Source organism: Chloroflexota bacterium (assembly GCA_040902225.1).
GTDB lineage: Bacteria > Chloroflexota > Limnocylindria > QHBO01 > QHBO01 > CF-167.
The window spans coordinates 78,739-95,393 of the sequence record JBBDXT010000007.1 but is presented as its reverse complement, the minus strand read 5'-3'; the positions used below and the strand labels follow the sequence as shown (position 1 = coordinate 95,393).

At 66.9% G+C, this 16,655-nt stretch carries 19 protein-coding genes and 1 tRNA gene; 3 read left to right on the top strand and 17 right to left on the bottom strand.

Annotated features, from left to right (window positions below; genetic code table 11):
- Positions 1 to 197 precede the first annotated feature (197 nt).
- Positions 198 to 1,793, top strand: a complete 1,596-nt coding sequence (locus tag WEB29_09060; GenBank protein MEX2137077.1) for an EAL domain-containing protein — start codon at positions 198 to 200, stop codon at positions 1,791 to 1,793.
- Between the two features lie 47 nt (positions 1,794 to 1,840).
- Here the strand turns inward: WEB29_09060 and WEB29_09055 are convergent.
- From WEB29_09055 to WEB29_09015, 9 genes are all read right to left on the bottom strand, one after another.
- Positions 1,841 to 1,916 (bottom strand) — tRNA-Gly (locus WEB29_09055).
- 75 nt (positions 1,917 to 1,991) lie between these two features.
- Positions 1,992 to 2,237 carry a hypothetical protein gene (locus WEB29_09050; protein MEX2137076.1) on the bottom strand — a complete coding sequence of 82 codons (246 nt, stop codon included), beginning with the start codon at positions 2,235 to 2,237 and terminating at the stop codon, positions 1,992 to 1,994.
- The gene (gene nhaA / locus WEB29_09045) at positions 2,194 to 3,492 is read right to left on the bottom strand and encodes a Na+/H+ antiporter NhaA (protein MEX2137075.1); all 1,299 of its coding nucleotides are present in this window, start codon (positions 3,490 to 3,492) and stop codon (positions 2,194 to 2,196) included. Before nhaA ends, WEB29_09050 begins: the two co-directional genes overlap by 44 nt.
- Positions 3,493 to 4,154: 662 nt before the next feature.
- Positions 4,155 to 4,781 carry a YetF domain-containing protein gene (locus WEB29_09040; protein ID MEX2137074.1) on the bottom strand — a complete coding sequence of 209 codons (627 nt, stop codon included), beginning with the start codon at positions 4,779 to 4,781 and terminating at the stop codon, positions 4,155 to 4,157.
- 41 nt (positions 4,782 to 4,822) lie between these two features.
- A complete protein-coding gene (locus tag WEB29_09035) occupies positions 4,823 to 5,533 on the bottom strand; it encodes a potassium channel family protein (protein ID MEX2137073.1) in 711 nt (236 codons plus the stop codon).
- On the bottom strand, positions 5,530 to 6,771 hold the full coding sequence (locus WEB29_09030; protein MEX2137072.1) for a DUF2254 domain-containing protein: 1,242 nt from the start codon (positions 6,769 to 6,771) through the stop codon (positions 5,530 to 5,532). The genes WEB29_09035 and WEB29_09030 overlap by 4 nt, the downstream gene beginning before the upstream one ends.
- Positions 6,772 to 7,287: 516 nt before the next feature.
- A complete protein-coding gene (locus tag WEB29_09025; protein ID MEX2137071.1) occupies positions 7,288 to 9,105 on the bottom strand; it encodes a PQQ-dependent sugar dehydrogenase in 1,818 nt (605 codons plus the stop codon).
- Positions 9,106 to 9,288: 183 nt separating this feature from the next.
- Positions 9,289 to 9,435, bottom strand: a complete 147-nt coding sequence (locus WEB29_09020) for a lmo0937 family membrane protein (protein ID MEX2137070.1) — start codon at positions 9,433 to 9,435, stop codon at positions 9,289 to 9,291.
- Between the two features lie 194 nt (positions 9,436 to 9,629).
- Entirely contained in the window at positions 9,630 to 9,848 is a 219-nt protein-coding gene (locus tag WEB29_09015) for a hypothetical protein (GenBank protein MEX2137069.1), read from the bottom strand.
- A 28-nt stretch (positions 9,849 to 9,876) separates the two neighbouring features.
- Between WEB29_09015 and WEB29_09010 the strand changes: the two genes are divergently transcribed.
- Together WEB29_09010 and WEB29_09005 are read left to right on the top strand one after the other, a co-directional pair.
- Positions 9,877 to 10,242: a hypothetical protein gene (locus tag WEB29_09010; protein MEX2137068.1), complete on the top strand. Its 366-nt coding sequence runs from the start codon at positions 9,877 to 9,879 to the stop codon at positions 10,240 to 10,242.
- A 1-nt stretch (position 10,243) separates the two neighbouring features.
- Positions 10,244 to 11,371, top strand: a complete 1,128-nt coding sequence (locus tag WEB29_09005; protein MEX2137067.1) for a M20/M25/M40 family metallo-hydrolase — start codon at positions 10,244 to 10,246, stop codon at positions 11,369 to 11,371.
- A gap of 5 nt (positions 11,372 to 11,376) precedes the next feature.
- Here WEB29_09005 and WEB29_09000 read toward each other — a convergent pair whose 3' ends face one another.
- The 8 genes from WEB29_09000 to WEB29_08965 all read right to left on the bottom strand — a co-directional run bounded on the left by WEB29_09000 (position 11,377) and on the right by WEB29_08965 (position 16,646).
- On the bottom strand, positions 11,377 to 11,799 hold the full coding sequence (locus WEB29_09000; protein ID MEX2137066.1) for a cyclic nucleotide-binding domain-containing protein: 423 nt from the start codon (positions 11,797 to 11,799) through the stop codon (positions 11,377 to 11,379).
- Between the two features lie 74 nt (positions 11,800 to 11,873).
- Complete coding sequence (locus tag WEB29_08995; GenBank protein ID MEX2137065.1) at positions 11,874 to 12,188, bottom strand: hypothetical protein; 315 nt, start codon at positions 12,186 to 12,188, stop codon at positions 11,874 to 11,876.
- Positions 12,185 to 13,744: a radical SAM protein gene (locus WEB29_08990; protein ID MEX2137064.1), complete on the bottom strand. Its 1,560-nt coding sequence runs from the start codon at positions 13,742 to 13,744 to the stop codon at positions 12,185 to 12,187. The genes WEB29_08995 and WEB29_08990 overlap by 4 nt, the downstream gene beginning before the upstream one ends.
- Positions 13,741 to 14,181, bottom strand: coding sequence for a hypothetical protein (locus WEB29_08985; GenBank protein MEX2137063.1), 441 nt, complete (start codon positions 14,179 to 14,181; stop codon positions 13,741 to 13,743). Before WEB29_08985 ends, WEB29_08990 begins: the two co-directional genes overlap by 4 nt.
- Before the next feature lie 13 nt (positions 14,182 to 14,194).
- Complete coding sequence (locus tag WEB29_08980; GenBank protein MEX2137062.1) at positions 14,195 to 15,049, bottom strand: hypothetical protein; 855 nt, start codon at positions 15,047 to 15,049, stop codon at positions 14,195 to 14,197.
- Between the two features lie 17 nt (positions 15,050 to 15,066).
- Complete coding sequence (locus WEB29_08975) at positions 15,067 to 15,954, bottom strand: hypothetical protein (GenBank protein MEX2137061.1); 888 nt, start codon at positions 15,952 to 15,954, stop codon at positions 15,067 to 15,069.
- A gap of 3 nt (positions 15,955 to 15,957) precedes the next feature.
- Positions 15,958 to 16,203 carry a hypothetical protein gene (locus tag WEB29_08970; protein MEX2137060.1) on the bottom strand — a complete coding sequence of 82 codons (246 nt, stop codon included), beginning with the start codon at positions 16,201 to 16,203 and terminating at the stop codon, positions 15,958 to 15,960.
- Entirely contained in the window at positions 16,140 to 16,646 is a 507-nt protein-coding gene (locus WEB29_08965) for a hypothetical protein (protein ID MEX2137059.1), read from the bottom strand. The genes WEB29_08970 and WEB29_08965 overlap by 64 nt, the downstream gene beginning before the upstream one ends.
- Positions 16,647 to 16,655: the final 9 nt, after the last annotated feature.

The following is a 16,655-nucleotide window of genomic DNA, read 5'->3' as shown; positions in this document are numbered from 1 at the left end:
GGCAGCACCGTACGTTGCACTCGGTCCGCGGTACATGCACCAGAAGTACGCCCGGGTCCGACGGGTACGGGGCGACGCGAGTCGGCACCCTGCCGGACGAGACCGGTACTTTCGGTGACTGGTCGTGCGGAGCCGCACGCGGTACACCCGACCCAGCTCATTCACTTGAGGCACGCGTGAACGTCAGCGTTGATCACATGACCTCCGACCCCGAGGGCGACCGCCGCCTGCAGCGAGCCCGTTCCCGCATCCTGTGGTCGCTCAGCGGGATCCTGGTGCTGACCACCGGGCTGGTGGCGCTGGGCGAGGTCGTGAGCGGCGTCTCGGCGGGGGCGGAGCTGGTCGCACTACTACCGCTGCTCGTCGCCGCGACCGTCCTGCCACTGGTTCTCGCCAGGCTGGCTCGCTTCATGCTCGAGCCGGCTGAGCAGCTGGCCCAGATCGGCGACCAGCTGCACGGGCTCTACAACATGGCTCGCATCGACGCGTTGCGCGACCCCCTGACGACCCTCGGAAACCACCGAGCCTTCCAGGAGGAGCTTGCGCGTCAGATCGAGGGAGCCCGGCGACACAGCTATCCGTTGGCCCTTGCGCTGATCGACCTTGACGACCTGAAGCGTGTCAACGACGAGCACGGCCATGCCGGGGGCGACGGCCTGCTGGCATCGATGGGGCGGCTGATCGCGACCAGCGTCCGGGTCGCAGATCGTGGCTTCCGCGTCGGCGGCGACGAGTTCGCCATCCTCATGCCGCACACCGATGCCGAGGCAGCGCACGTCATCGTTCGCCGGATGCTCGCCAGCGCCCTCGGGGGAGAGGCCGTCCGACCGGGCATGTCTGCCTTCTCGTTCTCGGCGGGCATCTCCACCTTCCCGGAGCTGAGCACCGACAGTGGCCGACTCCGTCGGCAGGCGGATGCCGCCCTCTACTGGGCGAAACGACATGGGCGAACGGACGTGCAGGTATTCGACACCGAGCGGCATGGCGAGGACGACACGCGCTCGACTCCCGAGCTCGCCGCGGCCGTTGCACACGTGGCCCGCGAACACCTGCTGGCAGCTGTCTTTCAGCCGATCTACGACCTCCAGACCGGGAGGCCGGTTGGCTTCGAGGGGCTTGTTCGGCCAGCGGAGAGCGCCGGCTTCCACGACACGGAGAGCCTCTTTGTGGCTGCCGAGACGACCGACAGGACCGTCGAGCTCGACATGGCGTGCGTCGACGTGGTGGCGGCCAGCGCGCCGCGCGACGGAACGACCGAGTACCTGAGCCTGAACATTTCGCCGCGCACCCTTGAGACCGAGCAGTTCCGAGTCTCGGATCTTCTCAGCCGGCTGGCCCCGCACGGAATCGACCCCCGGCGCGTCGTCCTGGAGCTGACCGAGCGTGAGGGGATCGACGACCTCGAACGCCTTCGGATCAACCTCGAGGCGTGCCGCTCGGCCGGGATGCGAATCGCCGCCGATGACGTTGGCGCCGGATATGCGGGACTCCGGCTCTTGAGCGAGGTGCGGTTCGACATCATCAAGGTGGACCTCTCGCTCGTGCAGGGCGGCGTCCTGCGCGAGTCGACCCATGCCGTGCTTCAGGCCCTTCGCGACTTGACTGATCGCGGCCACATGGTGCTCGTCGCCGAAGGGATCGAGACGCGCGAGCAGCTGGAGGTGGTTCGCTCGCTGGGGTTCGCCGCCGGGCAGGGGTTCCTGCTGGCGCCGCCGTATCCGTTGGTCAATATGGACCCGATCGACCTGGAGCTGCTCTCAGCCGATCCGTTCGGGAGCATCTACGCGGCCTAGGCGGCGCGCTCCAACCTCGACGCGCTGACCGGCCTGCGGCCAGGCGGTGGAGCGGGAGACGGGATTCGAACCCGCGACATTCTGCTTGGGAAGCAGACACTCTGCCAACTGAGTTACTCCCGCTTACTGACCCGGATCGCGGGATCCGGCGAGCTGGAGATTAGCAGCCGACAGGACCCGGGTCGAGACCCACCAGGGTTACGGCCTGCCGGTATCCCAGGGCGTGTCGTATTCCTGCTGGTGATCTTGGCGATCCGCCGAGGCCGTCGTCGCCAGGATGCTGAGTGTCTCGTCGACGGTCCGCTCGTTCTCGACGACGATGTCCCGCAGGTTCTCGTAGGTCCAACTCGGCGTGGCGCCCGCGATGTCGAGAGGGTGGCGGCGCGGCGTCAGGAAACCGTCATGCTTTTCCCGGTGCGCGCCGGAAGACCAGCCATCCGACAAGTGCGGCCACCACGGACCCGGCGAGGATTGCCACTTTGGCCACGTCAAGAAGTAGCGGCGAATCGGCGAACGCCAACTCACCGATGAAGAGGGACATCGTGAACCCTATGCCCGCGACGCACCCCGCGCCCCAGATGTGACGCCACGTCACACCGGCTGGCAAGTCGGCCCACCCTGCGCGAACGACGAGCCAGGCAGCAGCCAAGATGCCGGCCTGCTTGCCAATGAACAAGCCGGCCACGATCCCGTAGGCGACCGAGCTTCCGAGCGCCGCCGTTACGCCGGTGCCGAGCGCGACACCCGCATTCGAGAGTGCGAACAACGGCACGATGAGGTAGGCCACCAATGGGTGCAGGCCGTGCTCCAGCCGCTGAAGGGGCGTCTGGATCGCTTCGGTGGCATCTTCGAGATCGCTCAGCGCCGACTGGCGCTCTTCGCTTCGGCGCACGTCCTCGGGATGGTCGGCATCCTCAAAGGCGTTGATCAGATTTCGCGCGCGCACGACGAAGCTATCGCCATCGATCCGTGTGCGAGCTGGGACGGTCAGGGCTAGCACAACGCCGGCGATGGTGGCGTGGACGCCACTCGCGAGAACAGCCATCCACAACGCGATCCCGAGTAGTCCGTAGAACAGGTGGCTACGGACGTGGAGCCGGTTCCCCGCGATGAGAACTGCCAGCAACGCCACTCCCACTCCAAAACCAAGCAGTGAGAGGTCGCCGGAGTAGAAGATGGCGATGACGACAATCGCGAGCAGATCGTCCGCGATGGCCAGTGCCGTGACGAAGATCTTGAGGCCGACCGGGACCCGCGAGCCGAGCAGCGCGAGGACGCCGAGGGCGAAGGCGATGTCCGTTGCCATCGGCACGCCCCAGCCGTTGCTACCCTCACCACCCAGTGTGATGGCCACGAAGATCGCTGCGGGCAGCACCGCGCCGCCGACCGCGCCGGCGACGGGAACGAGCGCACGGCGTAACGAAGTCAATTCTCCGATGAGCAGCTCGCGCTTGATCTCGAGGCCCACGACGAAGAAGAAAATCGCCATGAGACCATCGTTGATCCAGAAGTGGAGGTCCTCAACCAGCCGGAACTCCCCGACCTCTATCGCTACCGACGTGTGCCACAGCGCGACGTAGCTTGCGCTCACGGGTGAGTTGGCCCACACGAGCGCCACGATCGCGGCAACGAGCAGTAGGATGCCGCCGGACGCCTCGGTGTGTAGAAAGTTACGTAGGGGCGCGAAGATGCGGTCCACGGGGCGTGGCTCTGGGCGTGTTGTCGATGCCCTGCTCACCACCGCAAACATGCTACCCGTTCCACGCCGCATCGTTCGCGGCTACGGCAAGCTGGAAGCAAAGTCCAACGATGGGACGTGTCGACGCCGCGGGCCCCGTCGCGAGATGTGACGGGATCCACAACTTGCTCATGCCCTTCCCGCCGCGTCACGCGCAGTTAACGCGCGAGACGGCGCTCAGGGCGAGCGCTGGCTTCTGATTCCCGAGCTGCTGTCATCGGAATAGGCCAACACTTGCTCGTATCTGGATATGGCGAGCGTACGGAGAGCGGCTCACCCGACGCCTCTACACACGACCCGTGGTGCGTCGGCGATCCCTCTCCTTGCCGCTCACCTCGTCGCCGTCTTGAACCACGGTGACCCCGGCCGCGCCGGTGAGTTTGATAACCATGCGGTCCCCGGGGCCGACCCAGCCGCGACCAGCCAGAGCTGACGCCGGTTCGCAGCGCTCGGCATGATGACCGCGGGTGCGTCGACGTGGACGCCGACCCCATCGACACAATTGGGTTCGCATCGACCTTCTAGGCGTGACGGTCATCGTCCTAGGCGTCGCCCTCGCTTGCGGCCACCGCGCTCCACCTAGTCCGACGACAGCCATCCGAGCCGGCGTATCGCAATCTCCGTCAGTCCGTCGGCAGCGCCGTCCTCCTCCGCCCCGAGCTTTTCGTCGGGGCGACATCGTCCGCACCCTGGCGAGGGAACTCACTAGAGCCGCCGATGAGGGCGGAATCATTTATTTGACCGGTCGGAGTCGTCGATGACCGGTGTCCCTCCGGCACCGCCGGCACGACACTGAACGAGCCATCGGTTTCGAGAATCATCGCTCCAATCTCGTCCATGCTGGTCCTTCCATTGATCCGCGCAGCCTGCTCGACCTCGGCATATCCCACCCGCTCGCGACGCATGGCGCCACGAAGCATCTCGCCGTTCCGGACGATGAGCGTCGGCTCAGACTTGACCCGTTGCGACACGAACGGCAGACGGACGCTCAGGTACGCCATACCGAACTGGAGCCCGACCAGCAGACCTAGGGCAACCAGCCCTTCGAGGAGCGCAACTTCTTTTGAGAGGAGAATGGTCGCGACTGTCGACCCGAGCGCCACGGTCACGACGAGGTCAAAGGCATTGAGCTTCGAGAGCGTTCGCTTGCCGGAAAGGCGAACGACCGTGATCAGCGCCGCATAACTGGCGACTCCGACCACAACCGTGCGGACGGCGGGCTCCCAACCGGCGAAGATCCAATCTGGCATACCCCGAGGCAGTGCAGGAATGAGACCGATTGACCCGCCGCCTAGCGCCGCACCCCTCGTCTCGCCTGGTTATCGCGTCGTCCGAAGAGGACGGCGGCCAGCACGCCGGCAACGTAGCCGAGGAGCACGAGCCCGGCGAGCATGAGCGCCAGGGCGACGAGCCGTCCTCCGAGCGTGACGGGTTCGCTGGCCGCCCCCACAGTGGTGATCGTTGCTCCGGCCCACCACAGCGCCTCGCCATAGTCGGTGATCTGGGACCCCGGGGCATCGACCTCGAACATGAGCAGCGCCGCCGAGCCGAGGAGCACCGCCGTTGCGGTCAGGGCCGCTGCATATCCGGCCCTCGTCCACGCGAGTGCCGAGTCCAGGGTGCGCGCGGCGCGGTTGAAGCCTCCGATGGCACGCACCGCATTCGTCGCGCGCAGCGCGCCGACGACCCGAAGGACGCGAAAGGCGCGGAGGAATGGTACGAGCAGTGACAGCGCCGTGAGCCAGTTGCGGCGGAGATATCGGAGTCGGTCGGGGCTGACGACGATCCCCAAGACGAACTGGACGATGAAGAAGCCCCAGATCGCCAGAAGGAGCCACCCGAGCGCGGCCGGCACCGTGGCTCCCTGCGCGTTCAGCACGAGCTCGGCCGCCAAGGCTACCGCGAAGACAACCGCCAGGAAAGTGCCCGGGCCCTCGAGCATCTGCTCGATTCGCGCAACGAATCGATATCGGGTGATCACCGCCCGGGGAGGGCTGCTCACGACGCTGATTCGGTGGTGGGCGAGGATCTCGGGCGAGGGCGGTGGCGCCACGCCGAGACGGCCGGAAGGTGCTGTGGGTCGACCACGGACTCGATCGTGTCGAGGGCCTCGCTAAGGCTGCGCGCGATGGTGGGGATGTCACCGCCGAAGTGGTGAATCTCTTCGAATGCGGTACGCATCAGCTGCTCGAATTCCGCTCGCGGTGCGCGGAGCCGCAGGCGACCGCTCCCGTCATGGTGATCCACCGGGGTCAGGTTGGCGCGCCCCGCCGCGACCACAACCTCCCCGATGCGATGGAGCGCATTGCGGGCTGTCGTCGGATCATTGACTCCAGGCGACAACGCCTTCACCGCGATATCGACGAGCTGCTGCACCCCGAACTCGATGTCCTGGAACACGACACGCTGGTCCCCGAGGCTTACGAGCCCTCGGAGCTCGTCGTCAAGCCCGTCCTGCCGGTTGCCTCCCCACACCTCGAACAGCGGCGCGTGTCGCTGGACCCACTCGCCGGGCGCGGCCGCGACGCGGACGACCACGTCCTCTCGCTCAGCGAGCTCCAACAGATCGTCGTGCTCCACGTATTGGAGGTACCCGCTCTTGCTGGCCGGCACGTTCGCTCCCGGTCCGTCCGGAATGTCTCCTCCGCGGCGGGGAACGTCGCGTTCTCTGCTCGCCGCAGCCTGTCGGGCGACCTCGTCGAGCGTCTCCCGCGCCACCGCCGCGGCGATACTGGAGACCTGCATCCGCGTCGCGATGTGGTGGATGAAGTACACGAGCATCGCGACTGCGACGACCGTGAGGACTATCGCGCCGGTAACAGCGAGGACCGGCACGAACTCTTCGCGTTCGTCGGATTCGGCGCGAACCGTGCGCAGGACGAGGAGCGAGTACACGAAGACGCCGATGAAGCTGCCGAGCGTGATCTGGCTGGGGCGGTCGCGCATGAAGTTGCGGAGCACGCGTGGGGAGTACTGCGAGGACGCCAGCTGCAGGCCGACGATGGTGATCGAGAAGACCACGCCGACCACGGTGATCATGGACGACGCGATGGCCGAGAGCATCCCGCGCGCACCCTCCGGCCCACCACTGAAGACGAGCGGCACACTTGGGGCGACGTCACCCGCGGCGCGGTCCAGGGCCACCATCGCGAACGCCGCCGCCCCACAAGCAATTACCCAGGTCCCCGGGACGAACCACAGGCTCTGGCGGATGGCATCCGCGATCTTCCGAAGAGGCATCAGCACGTTCCGGCAGAATAGTCGAGCGCTTGGGGCGCTACAGGGACGTCGGCCTCCTTGGACGGTTGCACGCCTCTAGGCTGGAGCAGGAAGGGGGCCACAGCGGCGAGCTGGCCGGTTCGTTATTTACGGGCTGACTATGCCGGTCCAAGGAGCGGCACCCTCCGCGTACCAACTCAATGGATCATCCAGTTCGTCGTGTCGCGAGCGTGGGCCGCCGGCCCCTCGGGCCCGCGCTACGCCTACACGACACCCCCGCACGCGCATGGGATCGTGTTCTCACGTGTTCAGCTCGGTCACCGTCAGGTCCGCCCGCTCATGCGCGTGGGGTGAATCTTCGTTGATTCGGGAGGCCGATCATGGTTACGACATTGGCCGTCATGCTCAATTACGCGACATACCAAGCCAACGTATCGGCGTCTGCGACGCGGTCTTGTGAGCGTGGGCCGCTTGCCCACACGGCACCCTGACAGCACGCAGCGGGAGCATGGCACGGCCAGGGGGATCAGCCCAGTCTCAGCCCTCGACGATGAGTACGCCCTCCATGCCGGGATGGAGCGTGCACACGAACGTATACTCGCCGGGGTCCCTCGGCGCCGTGAACTCGACCGTCTCACTCTCCCCGGGCGGTACGGTCGTCGCGGTCGCCGCTTCGATCGGGCCTGCGAACGTGAGGTTGTGAGGAACGGCGTCCGATCGGTTCTCGAAGACGAGCCGGACGTTTGCGCCGGCCGGCACGCTGACCTCGACCGGGTCGAACTCGTTCGCCGTGCCCGTATCGGTCCCGACCGTGATCTCGACCACGTCGTCGCCGGTCGCAGGGCTCGCCGAAGCGGCAGCGGAGGCGCCCGCCCCGCCGACGTCTCCCGCGGGTCCGATCCGGTACACCTCGCCGCCCCCGAGGTTCACCACGTACAGCAGGCCGTCGGGCCCCGTGACGATGTGCGTGACGATCCCAAATCCAGTGCCGGCAACGTAGTCGGCGCTCTCCCCCAGGTCCCCCTTGGTGGCGTTGTCATCGACGCCGTCTGCCAATCCGTCGTCGTCGCCGAAGGCGAAGCCCGAGCCGTCGTCGTTTAGTGGATAGCGGAGGAGCGAGTCGGTGAGAACGGTGCCGAGCCACGCTGTGTTCTGGGAGGTCTCCCCGAGCGCACCGTCGGTCACGAAGCCGATGGAGGTGACTGCCGGCGGATGTCGCCATGCGAAGACCGGCTCGACGAACGTGCTGCCCGGGTACTCGACGAGTCGCTCAAGCGCGGCGTCCGCCGACTCGGCGAGCTGGTCGGGCGGGTACTCCGCCACGTCGGTGCCGTCCTCGGACGCGACCTCCATCTCGCGGTACTCGTCGAAGCGGGCGGTCGGCCCCATGATTTGCCACCAGCCCGAGTTCGCGCCAGCGGGCAGGATGTTCACCTCGTCCCAGCTGTCGTCGCCGTTCTCGGTCTGCCAAAGCTCGCCTGTCGTGGGATGCACGGCAAGTCCGAAGCTGTTGCGAATGCCGTACGCCCAAATCCTGGCGAGATTCTCCGCCGCGGGACCGTCGAGATCGGCAGCGGCATCCGCGAAGGGGTTGTCCTGCGGGATGGAACCGTCATCGTTGACCCTCAGGACGACGCCAGTCCAGTTCGCGGGATCCAGGCCGCCTTGACCCTCGATGTTCTGCAGCTCGCCTCGCAGGTTCTGATCGCCGTTCACGATGAAGAGCGTGCCGTCAGGCCCGAACACCAGCGGTCCGGCGTCGTGATTGCCGCGAATGCGGTCTGAGGTATCGGTCTCGAGGGTGTTGCTCCGCATCTCAACGATGTTTCGGTCCCACGTCAGGGCCTCACCGTCCCACACGAACCGGTCGACGCGGTTCCCGAGCTCGGGCAACGCGAACTCCTCGTCGGTGTCGGGACCAAGCAGGCCCCCGTCGCCTTCGCCCTTTCCGCTGGACGTCCAGTAGAGGTACACGTACCCGCTCGCGCTGAAGTCTGGATGGACGGCGATGCCGAGCAGTCCGCGCTCGTCGAAGAAGTTCACAGCCAGATCCAGCACCGGCTCCCCAAGCTCGCCTCCGGTGACACGGTGGACCTCGCCGGTGCGCTTCTCCGTCAGGAGGAAATCGTCCTCTCCAATGAAGGCCATTCCAGTCGGCTCCGTAAGGCCACCAACCGCGACCTCCACTCCAAGCGACTCGTCCGTCATCTGGGGGCCATCAGCGGCCGCCTGGCTTGCGGTCGCCTGTGGATCGCTTGCGGACTCGGGCGTGGTGTCGGATGGATCGGCGTCGCTGGTGTCGCATGCGACGAGGAGCAGGACTAAGACAGCCAGAACGGCCACGTAGCGAGGCATGCGAATGGACGCTCTAACGGGGTTGAACTTGAACGGTCTTGCATGGGTCGTCATGTTGCGACCCATCCGCCGGTGGGCGTCGCCGCAGCCGCAGGTCAGGCACATTCGCGTGAACTCCTCTCTGGGATAGGTTCGTTGCGCGATTTGGAAGCCGGCCGGCCCCCCTGGCGTGGCCGGCTGCTGTCAGACCGCCCGGCGGCCGGATAGGAGTTCGAAGACGAGAACCGCGCCAGCCACCAGCAGGAGCAGGTGGATGAAGGCTCCGCCGATCGACCCGATGATTCCGAGAAGCCAGAGCACGAGCACGATGACAAAAATCGTCCAGAGCATGGTTGGTACCTCTTCGTTTTGAGCTTCGGCCCGATGCCGGTGCCCCAATCTGGCCAAACCCTACGAATCGGACTCTCTCGAAATGCCTGCGGCGGGCGAGCCCGGGCTATCAACCGCCTTGCATCCGAACGGGCGACGCCCGATAACGCGAAGGGCCCCCGAGTCGACGACTCGGAGGCCCTTGTATTACGCCGTCAGCGGGTCTTTGTCTCGGTGTCGTGGAGCTCCTCGTGGAGGTCCTCGCCACCGTCGCGACCCTCGCGCCGCAGACCGTCGCCAAGGTTGCCAAGGTCCTTCTTGACCTCGTCGCCGGCGTTGGCGATGTCGTCGCCGAGATCGTGGCCGTCGAGCTCACGCATCCCCTTCTTGGTGTCGGTCTCGATCTCGCGGCCGGCTCGCTTCACGTCGTCCATCGGACTCTCCTTTATCGTGCGCGAAGTTGTGGACACCAGGACTATGGCCGCGACCGTGTTGCGGCTGAACCGGCGCGATCAAACGCGGATCTCGCATCGCCATCACAGCCGTGCAGCGCTGCTGATCCTGGCTTGCGTGCTCGTGCTTGCAGCCTGCGGGTCGCCCACGCCCACGCCATCGCGCGGCTCGGAGGCATCAGACGCCGCGCCCATCGGGCCGCTGAACGGGATCGAGCCGGAGGACGTCCGAGCCCACCTGGAGGCGCTGGCCGCTGTCGCCGCGGCGAACGGCGGCGTGCGGACCGCGGGCACCGCCGGATACGAGGCATCGGTTGCCTACGCGGCCGGCGAGCTGCGCGACCTCGGCTATGCCGTCGAGACGGCCCGGGTTTGAGATGGCGACCTTCAGCGAGGCGCCGGGTGCCAGCATCCGGGTCGGCGCCGGAGGGCCTGTCTTCGAGGGTGGCCCGGATTTCCACGCCATGATCTATTCCGCCGACGGCGAGATCACCGCCCCCATCGCGCTCGTCGGATTCGCCAATGGGAGCGGTGGCTGTCTCGCCTCCGACTTCGCGGACTTCCCAGACGGCGCGATCGCCCTGGCCCCGCCTGGTCGCTGTCTGCGCCGTGACGCGGTGGTGAATGCGGGCGAAGCCGGTGCGTCAGCCATGGTGGTCACCTACCCCAACCGGTCGACCGGAAACGTCCTGCGCCCGACCCTCCTCTTTCCGGACGGGATTGAGATCCCGGCGATCTCCGCTTCGGGCGAGGTGGGTGACGCGCTGCGAGCGGCCGCCGATGGCGGCACGCACGTGACCATCAGCGTAGACACCGAGATCGGCAGTGCAATGGTCCATAACGTGATCGCCGAGTCGCGGGCCGATTCCGAGCGCGTCGTGATGCTGCGCGGCCACCTCGACTCGGTCCATGACGGCCCCGGGATCAATGACAACGGCTCCGGCACGGCCGCGCTGCTGGAGGTGGCGCGTGTCCTCGCCGAGCAGCACCCGTCGAGCCGGGTCCGCTTCGCCTTCTGGGCAGGCGAGGAGTTCGGAAGTCTCGGCTCGCGGGCCTACGTCGAATCACTCAGCCCGGCTGAGCGCGCTGAGATCACCGCCTACCTGAACCTCGACATGATCGGCTCGCCCAACTACGTCCCACTCGTCTACGACTCCCCGACTGCGGCCCCCGGTTCAAGGGAGATCGCCGACTTCCTCGTCACCGAACTCGAGGAGGCAGGGATCGGGGCCGAGCAGACGGACGTGGGGAGCGGCAGCGACCATGCCCCATTCGACGCGGTGGAGATTCCCACCGGCGGCATCTTCAGCGGGGCCACTGAGATCAAGAGCGCGGCGCAGGCGGCGGCCTTTGGCGGGACCGCTGACCAACCGATGGACGCCTGCTACCACCTCGCCTGCGACACGCTGGTGAACGTCGACATCGACATAGTCGCCGTGTTCGCGACGGCCGCGCTGGCGGTCACCATGGCCCTCGCCTCGGGGCAGCTGCCCGTCGGTGAATGAGCGGCCTAATTGACGGCGGCGCGGTCCAGGCTGCGCAGGCGGTCGGCGAGACACAGCAGGACCGTGGCCGCCACCGCGGGAAATTCTTCCATCAGCGCGTGGAAATCGCGGTGGTTGACCACCAGGATTCGGCACGGTGAGTCGGTCGTGACGGTCGCGGTCCGTGATCCGTGGTCGATCAGCGCGATCTCTCCGAAGAAGTCACCCGGTCCGAGCTCGTTGACCCTCGTGCCGTCGCGCTCGACGCCCACTTTGCCAGAGACGATGACCATGAGGTCGTCGCCGCGCTCTCCCTGGCGGATCAGGACCTTGCCGGCGGGGACGTCCACCTCCTCGGTCAGCATCCCGAGTCGTTCGAGGTGCTTCCGGTCGAGCCGGGCAAAGAGCGGGATGGTGTGCAGCAGGTCGAGCTTCTCGTCGCGGGCCACCGGCGCGTCCTCCGTCGCTAGGGTCGGAGCATACGGCCTCGCGCCCTCATTGCGGAAGGCCTCTTGTGCGGAGGTCAGCGCAGGAAGAGCAACCAGGTAGCGTCGGCCGCGGCTACGGCGGCCCAGAAGCCCATAATCAGCAGCGGGCGCCGCAGGATGCACTGGCTTCGTGTGATACCCAGCGCGACGGCCCTGCCGTACAGGTAGATCGCCACCAGCGCCACCCCCAGGACGAAGATCGCCGGGCTGACCAGCCAGGCGATGAGCCCCACCGTCCCCATCTTGCAGAAGGTGAAGGCCAGGCGGTCGTATTTCTGGGCGCGGGTCAGCGGCGGGCGGGCGGCGAGCCAGGCCTTGATGGGATCGAGGGTCGGCGATTCGGCGCTCATGATCGGGCCATAAGGCCGTCCAGCTCGACCAGCTGGCGGGCCGCCACCTGGCCGGCGGAGGTCCGCCGCCGGAGGTTGCCGAAGAGCTGACGGGCGCAGAAGGGGATGCGCACCGGGTCCTCCTCCCCGTCAGTCGAGCCGACGTGGACGCAGCACTGCTGCAGACGCTCGATGTTCATGGTCCAGGCGTCCATGAACGACTTCACGGAGAGCCGCTTGGTGCGCAGCGCGACCAGCTCGGCGGCCCGCTCGCCCTTGACCAGGTAGCGACCGATGTCCTTCATGAAGCCGCCGATCCCGATATCGCAGGCCTCACAGATGTTGATGATGTAATCGATCAGCTCGGGGCGGCTGATGGTGGTCGTCTCACTCATCATCCCGATCAGCGAATCCCACAGCTGATCGTCGGCTGCGATCCGGTTGCCGACGATCGAGAGGTTGTCCTTGAGGCGCTCGATCCCCACCAGCTTCGGGATGGACCGATGGACCCCGTTGTCCTCCTTGACGAAGTAGGTGATCGCGCAGCAGTCCGGGTGGCTGCACGGCAGGGCGATGAAGTCGGAGGCATCGGCCCGACCACCGGTCTGCGGACCGAGGCGCTTGAGGACGCCGGTGGTGGTCATGCGCTGCATCGGGTCGATCGGGTTGGCCCGGCCGGAGCCGAAGACCGGCTGGTAGGCGACGCCGGCGACGTAATCAGTGTCAAAGGCGAAGTCGGCGACCGCCCCGATCTCGTGATCGTTGACGCCCTGGGCCACGACCATGGTGAGGGTCGTGAAGATCCGGGCATCGGTCAGGCGCTTGATCGCCTCCGCCTTCATGGCACGCAGGTCCTCGCCACGGTGGAAGAGGTGCGTCTCGAGGTTGAAGCCGTCGAACTGGAGATAGACCTCGACCCGATCCCGCAGCTTGTGCAGCGCGTCGAGGAAGCGATCGTCCTTCGTGATGCGGATGCCGTTGGTGTTGAGCAGGACCCGGGTGACCTTGCGCTCCACCGCGGCCTGGATGATCTCGACGATCTCGGGATGCACGGTCGGCTCGCCGCCGGAGAGCATCAGGACGTCGATCTTGCCGCCCTCGCGCTCGATCGAGGCGTCCAGGGTGCGCAGGATGTGCGGCAGGCGGGCGTAGCGGCCCACGTTCGTGCCGGAGGCTGCGAAGCAGGTCGGACAGTTCAGGTTGCAGTGCTCGGTGACGTCGAGCAGCAGGATGCAGGAGTGCTGCGTCTGGAGCCGCCCCAGGCCGTTGGCGTAGCCCATCGGGATGGGCAGCACGTTGTCGGGGGTGTCGGGGATGATCTCGCGCGTCGGCACGCGCCATTGCTGGAGGTACTCCCACAGCGGGTAGTCTTCGTCGTACAGGCTCACCACCTCGCCGTGCCCGCGCTGGCAGTGGCGACGCAGGTAGACCGATCCGTCCTGCAGCACCAGGTTGCCCTGCAGGATGTCGGTGCCGTAGTCGACCTCGCGGTCGGGGTCGTCGCTGAAGCAATGGCCGCAGACGGTCAGCACCATCCGCAGCGGCGTGTAGGGGCGGAGTGGCAGCGCGGCGGTCATAGGGTCACCGGGCCGGCCATCGCCATGCAGGTCCCGCCGAGCAGCAGCGCCGAGATGAGCGGTGCCAGCACGGCCACGCCCATGCCCCGACCAAGCAGGGCGCGACCGATAAACCCTGAGATTCCGAGCCCGATCAACAACGCGATGCCCAGCACCACGATGGCAATCCCGACGTAGACTTGGCTGGTTGCCCCGTTTAGGATCCAGACGGTGGCCACTGCCAGCGCAGCGACGTGCACGCCGATCGCCCAGAGCCAGAATCGCCCACGGAGGCTGCCCGTCTCCGACACACGCGCCGCGCGCGCCGCGCCCGCCTCACGGAGCGCGGCGTCCACCTCGGCCGCGTTGTGCCCGGCCGCGATCAGCTGCTGACGCAGCGCCTCGCTCGTGTATCTGCTTCCGTGCTCGCGAAGGTACGCGTCGATCTCGGGTTTCATCGGTGCCTCTCTTTCACTCGCAGGTCCAGCTGAGGGTCCCGGATATCGGCGGACCTGCGACATGGCCCTCGAACTCCTGTGCCACAAGCCCCTCGAAGCTGAGGGTGCCGGAAAGCCCGTCCGAGGCGGCATCAAGCTCGACGGTTCCGTCTCCAGGAACACCGTAGGCGGTCTCCCCCCCGACACCCACCCGAGGAAGGAGATTGACGTACAGGTAGACGGTCCGATACGAAGCCGACGCCGATGGCTGCGAGGCGGGATCACCGGCCGAGCTGAGCGAGGCTGACACCAACCTGCCATCGAGCGTTCCGAGGTCCGGGCCGTACACGCTGAACCCGCCCTGCGGGATGACGCATTCCGCTGACCCCGACCCCTCGAAGCTCAGCGGCTGGTCGATCGTCAGCTCCATGACCCCGGGTCGCGGCGGGACATGGATCTGCGTGCCACTGATCGTCGCGAGACAGAGCCCACCCAGGCCGAGCGCCGAGATCAGCGGCACGATCAAGGCGGCCATCAGCCCGGTCCGTGGCTGCAGCATCCGGCCGATCAGTCCTGAGATGCCCAGCCCAGCGAGGAGCATCAGGCCCAGGATGACCGCCGCGAACGGCGCGTAGGTGTAGTTCCTGGTGAAGACCCAGACGCTGACGCCGACCAGGACGGCCAGGTGCAGGCCGAACACCGACCACCAGAACCTCGATCGTGAGCCACGAGCCTCAGCCAGCTGTGGCGCGCGCCAAGCCTCGCTTTCGCGCAGCGCGGCATCGACCTCGTCCGGGTCGTGCCCGGCACCGATCAGCTGCTTGCGAAGCGACTCGGTGGTGTACGTCGCACCGTGTTCGCGGAGGTATGTCTCGATCTCGGGTCGCATGGGTCAGATTCTCCCCGTTATGGACCGCTGGAGCTGACGGTCTGGCTCAGATCACAGGTCCACGTAATGGTCCCCGAGATCGATTCCTGGCCGTCGAGCGAGCCGGCACCGGTCGGCAGCTGCTTGAGACCGCGGAAACTGATCGTCCCGAACGCCCCGTCCGCGGGCTGCATCGGCAAGCCTTCCTCCATTGACTCAACGCCGAATGCGTACGCGAACCCGGCGGTTGTGTCCTGGAGGCTGATGCTGACGACCGCATTCCGCTCTCCGTCAGAAGGCTGGACCAACGGGCTGCCGGTGGAGCTGACACTGGCGCTCACCGGCATGTCGCCGATCGACCCCAGTGCGCTGGAGCTGACCCCGAAGTTGTCGGGAAACAGCTCGCACGTTGCCGCGCCGGTTCCGGAGAAGGCCAGCGGTGCGTCGATCCGAACCTCTATCGTCCCAGGCCCTCGTGTGGACTGTTCTCCGCTGCCCGAGCTCGGCTGCATCATGGCGTAGCAAGCTCCCCCCAGGATCAGTGCCGCGACGGCGGGAACGGCCAGCGCGACCAGCAATCCCCTCCCCGGCAGGAGTGAACCTCCGATACTCCCGCTGACGCCGAGCCCGATCAGCATCGCGATCCCGAGAACGATGAATACGGCCCCGGCGTATGGACTCGTGCCCGAAACCATGCCGGTCACAGCCACCAGCACGACGAGGTTGATGAGGAACGCAAGACCCCAGAATTGCGACCGGAGCGCCTTGGTCTCGGCGAGCTGGGGGGCGCGTGCCGCCCCGGTCTCCTCGAGTGCGGCATCGATCTCGCCTGCCTGGTAGCCGGCGCGCAGTAGCTGCCTGCGCAGCGTCGCGGTGGTGTATGTCGCACCGTGTTCGCGGAGGTATTCCTCGATCTCGGGGCGCATGCGTCAGCCTCCCCGATTCGCGATGCCGACCGCGGCGAGGCAGCCACCGAACATCAGGATCCCGTAGACCGGGACGAGGAGCACGCCGACGAGCGCCGCTCCCACGCCGCCGACGTGGCCCTTGTGCAGGGCATCGGGCGTGTAGGTTGCCCCGTGCTCGTCCAGGTAGCGCTTGATCTCGGGATTCAGGTCAGGTCCCTCCTGATCGCGAACGTGGGAGGGCAGGCATCGCTCAGCCCAAACGGCCAAGCGCGTAGGCGCCGGCGCATGTCCCGAACATCACCGCCCCCGTAGATCGGGAGCAGGGCGAGACCGATCAGGACGCCGAGTATCGCCGGAATCCGGAAGGCGGCCTCGGCCCAGCGCAGCAGGCGCACGATGCCGTAGCCGACGGCGACGTAGCTGACCGCGTAGCCAGGCAGGAAGATCAGTGCCGACACGGACCCAACGTACGACGACGTCGTCAGCGCCAGGGCGCCGAAGGCCCCCACCAACATCCCGAGCACAAAGAGGGCACGCGCAAGCATGGAGAGGCCGTCGCCCGATTGTGAAGCCGGACTTGCCATCTCCAACGCCCACGCCCCGTCGATCTGCGCCGCGTCGTGGCCGGCCGCGATGAGCTGGTCACGGATCGCCTCGCGCGTGTACTTCTGACGGTTTTCCTGGATGTAGTCGCGAATCTGCTCGTTCATTGGTCCCTC